This window comes from Pseudomonas sp. B6(2017), from assembly GCF_002112765.1.
GTDB lineage: Bacteria > Pseudomonadota > Gammaproteobacteria > Pseudomonadales > Pseudomonadaceae > Aquipseudomonas > Aquipseudomonas piscis.
Genome location: NZ_NEIQ01000043.1, coordinates 1 through 5,387 on the forward strand (window position 1 = coordinate 1; position 5,387 = coordinate 5,387).

Below are 5,387 nucleotides of genomic sequence, written 5' to 3' on the forward strand. Positions count from 1 at the left end.
TGAGGGCTAGACCATGAACGTCGGTAGCTATGCTCGGGTGGCTTCCCAGCACGGGATGATCACCTTGCAATCGTCGGCCGCCGATCTGCGGGCGTTCCAGGACTTCGCGGCCCTGGTGCCCAAGGCTGCGGCTGCGGCCCAGCGGCGGGCGATCAACAAGACCTTGGGTTGGCTGCGAACTCATATCGCCCGGGCGGTCAGCGCCAAGGAAAGGATCGTGGTCGGCGCTGTTCGCCAGCGCCTGCGGGCGTACTCGGTCAACGGCAACGGGCAGGGGCGGCTGTGGTTCGGCATCAACCCGATTGAGTCGAGCCGGATCGGTCGGGCCCGCCAGAATCGAACCGGTGTATCGGTGGCGGGGCGACGCTATCAGGGCGCGTTCTTCAAGCGCGTCTATGGCGGCACGCCTGATATCTGGATCAGGACCAGCAGCAAGCACTTCAACGCGAGGGACTACCCCGAAAGCGATATCTCGGGCCTCGGCTCGGGGTCGGGGTGGGTGTCCGAGCAGGACAACCGCTTCCCCCTAGCCAAGGCCAAGGTGTCACTCGATGACGTGCGCCCGAGCTTCAATGAGTGGGTCAGAAAGGCAGATGAACGCCTGCTGGTGATCCTGGAGCAGGAATTGAACTACGAACTGCAAAAGTACCTGCGGGGGAGTAACCGTGTCTGATGAACCTTTCAGTCTTGGCCAGTTGTATGGCGCCATCGAGCAGCACATTAGGGACGCTATTCCCGACTTGCAGTATGTCGGCACCATGCCGCACATGCTCCAAACAGTGGCCTTGCCGGCCGTGGTTATTGAGCTGGTGGAGTTTGAGCCCGCTCTGGATCAGCTGACCGGCCAAACGGCTGTGCAGGCGCGTTTCGAGGCGCGGGTTATCGTCGCGGCCGAGCAGGAAGACTGCGAGCAGCAAGCCGCGTTTGGTGCGGCTCAGTTGGCAGTGCTGCTGCGCCTGCAGACCTGGGGCGTGGAGGTGGAACCCGCCGAGTTTGTGCGAGCTGGCCGCGATTGGACGCGCCCCGAGCTGGACACCCTGGCGGTGTGGGCTGTGGAGTGGACCCATGTGTTGTACCTCGGCCTCGAGGAGTGGCCCTGGCCCAACCAGCCACCTGGAACCCTGGTGTTCGGGTTCAGCCCTGACACCGGCCCGGGTCACCAAGGCGGTTACCAGGGCCCCGAGGAGATGGCATGAGCTACGTTTCAGCAGCGCATGACCGCATGATCGCCGGCCTGATCATTCCCTGTAGCGTGGTCGCGGTCGATCTGGCCGCCGCTATGGTGCGCGTATCCGACGGTGCCGGCTGGACCAGCGCCTGGGTACGCTGGCACAGCCAGGCCGCAGGCAAGGCCCGACACTGGCGGGCGCCGAGCCTGGGCGAGCAGGGGGCCTTGATCAGCCCCAGCGGTGAGCCTGCTCAGGGCACTTTCGTCTCGGGGCTGTATGGCAACGCTGGAGCCCAGCCGGATAACCGCGACCACGTCGAGGTTTGGCGCTTCGACGATGGCGGATCGCTGGTCTACGACTGGCAGGCCAAGAGCTACAGCATCAGCCTGCCCAGCGGCACCGTGACCATTCAGGTCGGCGGCAGCTCGGCGGTGATCACCGATGATGCGATCACCGGTAAGGCCAGCAGCATCACCCTGACCGGGCAAATCACTTTGAACGGTGACGTACAAATCAACGGCGCGAGCCTAAAGCACAACGGGGTCAACGTCGGTTCGACTCATACCCATTCGGGCGTGATGCCCGGCGGTGGATCGACCGCGGTCCCTCAGTAACCAGCAGCCCGCAGTAGCGGGCTTTTTTTCGCCTGGAGCAAACATGACCACGACCAAGAAACCCGCCGAGCAAACCGGCGAGGAGCCGACAGCGCTCGGCGCTTCGGTGTTCCTCGACACTCTCTATACCTCCCGCGTGCTGATCCTGCCGGATGGCCGGCAACTGCAGGTGAAGCAAGGCCAGGTAACGGCTGAGGCAGGCGACCAGGTGGCGCAGGATTACCTGCGTTCGCATCCGGACCTACAGCCTCAGGGGTGACGCGATGATCGGAATGGATCGCCGAACGGGCCTGCCGCTGTCGGGCCTTGAGCATGTGAGGCAGTCCATCGAGGACATCCTGACCACGCCGCTGGGCAGCCGGCGGATGCGCCCGGAGTACGGCAGCGACCTGCGGCGCTATGTGGACTTGCCCGTCACCGGCGGCTGGAAAAGCGCCGTCCAGGCCGAGGTGGCCCGGGCGCTGTTGCGCTGGGAGCCGCGCTTGAAGCTGGAGCGGGTGCAGGTGGTGGCGGTGGTGGGGGGCCAGATCAGCTTTCAATTGATCGGCCAGTATCTGGGGGATAGCGCGGTGTTGGAGGTGACGGCATGAGCATACTGGACTTGTCGGCCCTGCCGGCGCCGCGGGTGCTGGAGCCCCTGGACTATGAGGAGTTGTACCAGCGCAAGCTGGCGCTGTTCCGCCTGGCCATGGGGGAGAACTGGAGCGCCGCGCTCGAGAGTGACCCGGTCGTCAAGCAACTGGAGCTGGTGGCGTATGGCGACATGCAGATGCGGGCCCGGATCAACGACGCGGCCAAGGCGTTGCTGCTGGCCCACGCCAAGGGCTCGGATCTGGATCACCTGGCGGCCAACGTAAAGTTGGCCCGGTTGGTGATCCAGCCCGGAGATCCCCTAGCTGTGCCGCCGCTGGAGGAGGTCAAGGAGTCCGACGACGCCTTGCGCGAGCGCGTCCAGTTGGCCTACGAGGGATTGACCACGGCGGGCCCTCGCAACAGCTACATCCTGCATGCCCGTAACGCCTCGGCGCTGGTGGCGGACGCTTCGGCAGAAAGCCCGGCCCCGGCCTGCGTCACCGTGTCGGTGCTGAGCCTGGAGGGCGACGGCACCGCCGGGCATGAACTGCTCGCTGCTGTTGCCCGGGCCGTCAATGATGACGATGTGCGGCCGGTGGCGGATCGGGTCACGGTGCAGAGCGCCCAGGTGTTGCGCTACCGCGTGGATGCGGTGTTGCACATGAAAGGCCCGGGCCCAGAAAGCGATGCCGCGCTGGTGGAGGCAGAGCGTCGGTTGAAAGCCTGGATGAACCCCCGCAAGCGATTGGGCGTTGAGGTGGCGCGCTCTGCCATCGATGCCCAGCTACACGTTGCCGGCGTGGCCAGGGTGGAGTTGCCAGGATGGCAGGACCTGGCCCCGACCCCAGCGCAGGCGGCGTACTGCACGGGCTACAGCATCAAGCTGGGGGCCTGATATGCCGAGCCTACTACCCATCAACAGCACGACGCTGGAGCGCGGCCTGGAGGCGATAAACACCCAGGACACGGCCAGCATCCTGCGCACGCTGTACAACCCGGACACCTGTCCGGCTCACCTGCTCTCGCAGCTGGCATGGGCCTGGTCGGTGGACCGCTGGGACCCGACCTGGTCGGAGTCGGTCAAGCGTAGCGCGATCAAGGCATCGTTTTTCATCCATGCCCGCAAGGGCACCATCGGCGCGCTGCGGCGGGTGGTGGAGCCCTTGGGCTACCTGATCGAGATCATCGAGTGGTTTAACACCGTGCCCCAGGGCGTGCCCGGGACCTTCGCCCTGAAGGTAGGCGTTCTCGAAACCGGGATCACCGAGGAGATGTACCGCGAGCTGGAACGCCTGATCGACGATGCCAAGCCGGTCACTCGGCACCTGACCGGTCTGGCGATCAGCCTGGAAACCAAGGGCGCGCTGAACCTCGGCGTGGCGGTGAACCTCGGCGATGAAATCGACGTGTATCCGCCTGTGCTGCGCGACATCGTCACGACAGGCGTCCTCGGCAACACCGGCCGCGAGTCCTCAACCGACAGCGTCGACGTGTACCCGCCTGCCTCAGGGGCCATTGCCCTGACTTGCTACATCGGCGCCCCTGGGCGTGAACATTCCATCGACTACCTGGACACTTACCCATGATCGACCCGAACAGTCAGTTCTTCGCCATTCTCACGGCCGCGGGCGAAGCTAAGCAGGCCAACGCCGATGCCCTGGGCATCCCCTGGAAGCTAACCGAGATGGGGGTGGGCGATGCCAACGGCACCGACCCTATCCCCGACCGGGCGCAAACCCGGCTGATCAACGAGCGCCGGCGCCGGCCGCTGAACAAGCTGTCGGTCGACCCGGCTAACCCGAACATCATCGTCGCCGAACAGATCATCCCCGCCGACGAGGGGGGGTGGTGGATTCGTGAAATTGGCCTGTATGACGCCGACGGCGCTCTGGTCGCGGTGGCGAACTGTGCGCCGAGTTACAAGCCGCTGATGTCCCAGGGCTCTGGCCGGACCCAGGTCGTGCGCATGAACTTCATCGTCTCCAGCGCGGCCAGCGTGGTGCTGAAAATCGATCCGGCGGTGGTGCTGGCCACCCGGCAATATGTCGATGACTCGATTGCCGACGCGGTCAATCGCCAGGACGCCAAGGCGTCGGTGCTGGTGGCGACTACGGGGCCAATCCAATTGGCTGGCACACCGACCATTGACGGGGTCCCGGTGCCGCCAGGCTCCCGGGTACTGGTGAAGGACCAGGCCCAGGGGAAAGACAACGGGATCTACGTCACGGCCGAGATCTGGAAGCGGGCCGCCGATGCAGACAGCAGCACAAAGGTTACTCCGGGCCTGCTGGTCGCTGTCGAGCAAGGCACCGCCAGCGCTGACACCCTGTGGCTGCTGTCGACGGATGGGCCGATTGTTCTCGGCACCACACCGCTGGCATTTAAGAGCGTTACCCAGGGCCTGGCGCCGATCAATTCGCCGGCGTTTACCGGGGTGCCGACTGCTCCAACGGCAGCACAGTTTGACGTCAGTAAGACCCTGGCCACGACAGAGTTTGTGCAGCGCGCTTTAGGCAATATCGCCGGATTCTTCCTGGTCCCAGCCCTGCCGACTACATTGAGCCCTTCCGCTGCGGGTGCGCGTGCTGTCATTTCCGCAAGCGTCTCTGGGACACTTACGCTTCCCTCGCTGGTCGGCCTAAAGGATGGTGCCAAGTATTACCTGCACAACAATAACGGGGTTTCCGTCACTGTCGCGGCGCAGGGCGGGCACAAGATCAATGCATTCGGAGTCAACCAACTGTCGAGCTTTACCATGCTGCCTGGCGCCACCGCAGTGTTGATCGCGGCCGGCAATCAGTGGTTATTTGAAGAGGGCTCGACGGCTCTTGAATACGTCCCTGAGTTCGCGAAAGTTCATGCCCCGGTTGGTTATCAGAAACTACCCAGTGGCCTGATCGTTCAATGGGGCAACATACGAGTGGGTACAACTCCTACGACCTTTACCTACCCTATTGCTTTTCCAACCGCCGTTTTTAGCGTGCAGGTTTCGGCTTCGATTCCGCCGTCCATCGGCAGTACAACGCTTACC

Annotated in this window: 8 protein-coding genes; all 8 read left to right on the plus strand. The window is 64.2% G+C overall.

The features are described from left to right. The first annotated feature begins 13 nt into the window (after positions 1–13). Positions 14–673: a hypothetical protein gene (locus tag CAG11_RS32705; RefSeq protein ID WP_085600802.1), complete on the plus strand. Its 660-nt coding sequence runs from the start codon at positions 14–16 to the stop codon at positions 671–673. Continuing rightward, positions 666–1,196 carry a hypothetical protein gene (locus CAG11_RS32710; protein WP_085600804.1) on the plus strand — a complete coding sequence of 177 codons (531 nt, stop codon included), beginning with the start codon at positions 666–668 and terminating at the stop codon, positions 1,194–1,196. Before CAG11_RS32705 ends, CAG11_RS32710 begins: the two co-directional genes overlap by 8 nt. Continuing rightward, entirely contained in the window at positions 1,193–1,783 is a 591-nt protein-coding gene (locus tag CAG11_RS32715) for a phage baseplate assembly protein V (protein WP_085600807.1), read from the plus strand. Before CAG11_RS32710 ends, CAG11_RS32715 begins: the two co-directional genes overlap by 4 nt. 43 nt (positions 1,784–1,826) lie before the next feature. Next, positions 1,827–2,042 (plus strand): hypothetical protein, encoded by a 216-nt coding sequence (locus CAG11_RS32720; protein ID WP_085600809.1) that lies wholly within the window; start codon positions 1,827–1,829, stop codon positions 2,040–2,042. Between the two features lie 4 nt (positions 2,043–2,046). Then, on the plus strand, positions 2,047–2,373 hold the full coding sequence (locus CAG11_RS32725; RefSeq protein WP_085600811.1) for a GPW/gp25 family protein: 327 nt from the start codon (positions 2,047–2,049) through the stop codon (positions 2,371–2,373). Then, positions 2,370–3,251: a baseplate J/gp47 family protein gene (locus CAG11_RS32730; protein WP_085600813.1), complete on the plus strand. Its 882-nt coding sequence runs from the start codon at positions 2,370–2,372 to the stop codon at positions 3,249–3,251. Before CAG11_RS32725 ends, CAG11_RS32730 begins: the two co-directional genes overlap by 4 nt. Before the next feature lies 1 nt (position 3,252). Further along, a complete protein-coding gene (locus CAG11_RS32735) occupies positions 3,253–3,942 on the plus strand; it encodes a phage tail protein I (RefSeq protein WP_085600815.1) in 690 nt (229 codons plus the stop codon). Then, on the plus strand, positions 3,939–5,387 hold a 1,449-nt coding region (locus CAG11_RS32740; RefSeq protein ID WP_085600817.1), incomplete at its 3' end, for a phage tail protein. The genes CAG11_RS32735 and CAG11_RS32740, both read left to right, overlap by 4 nt.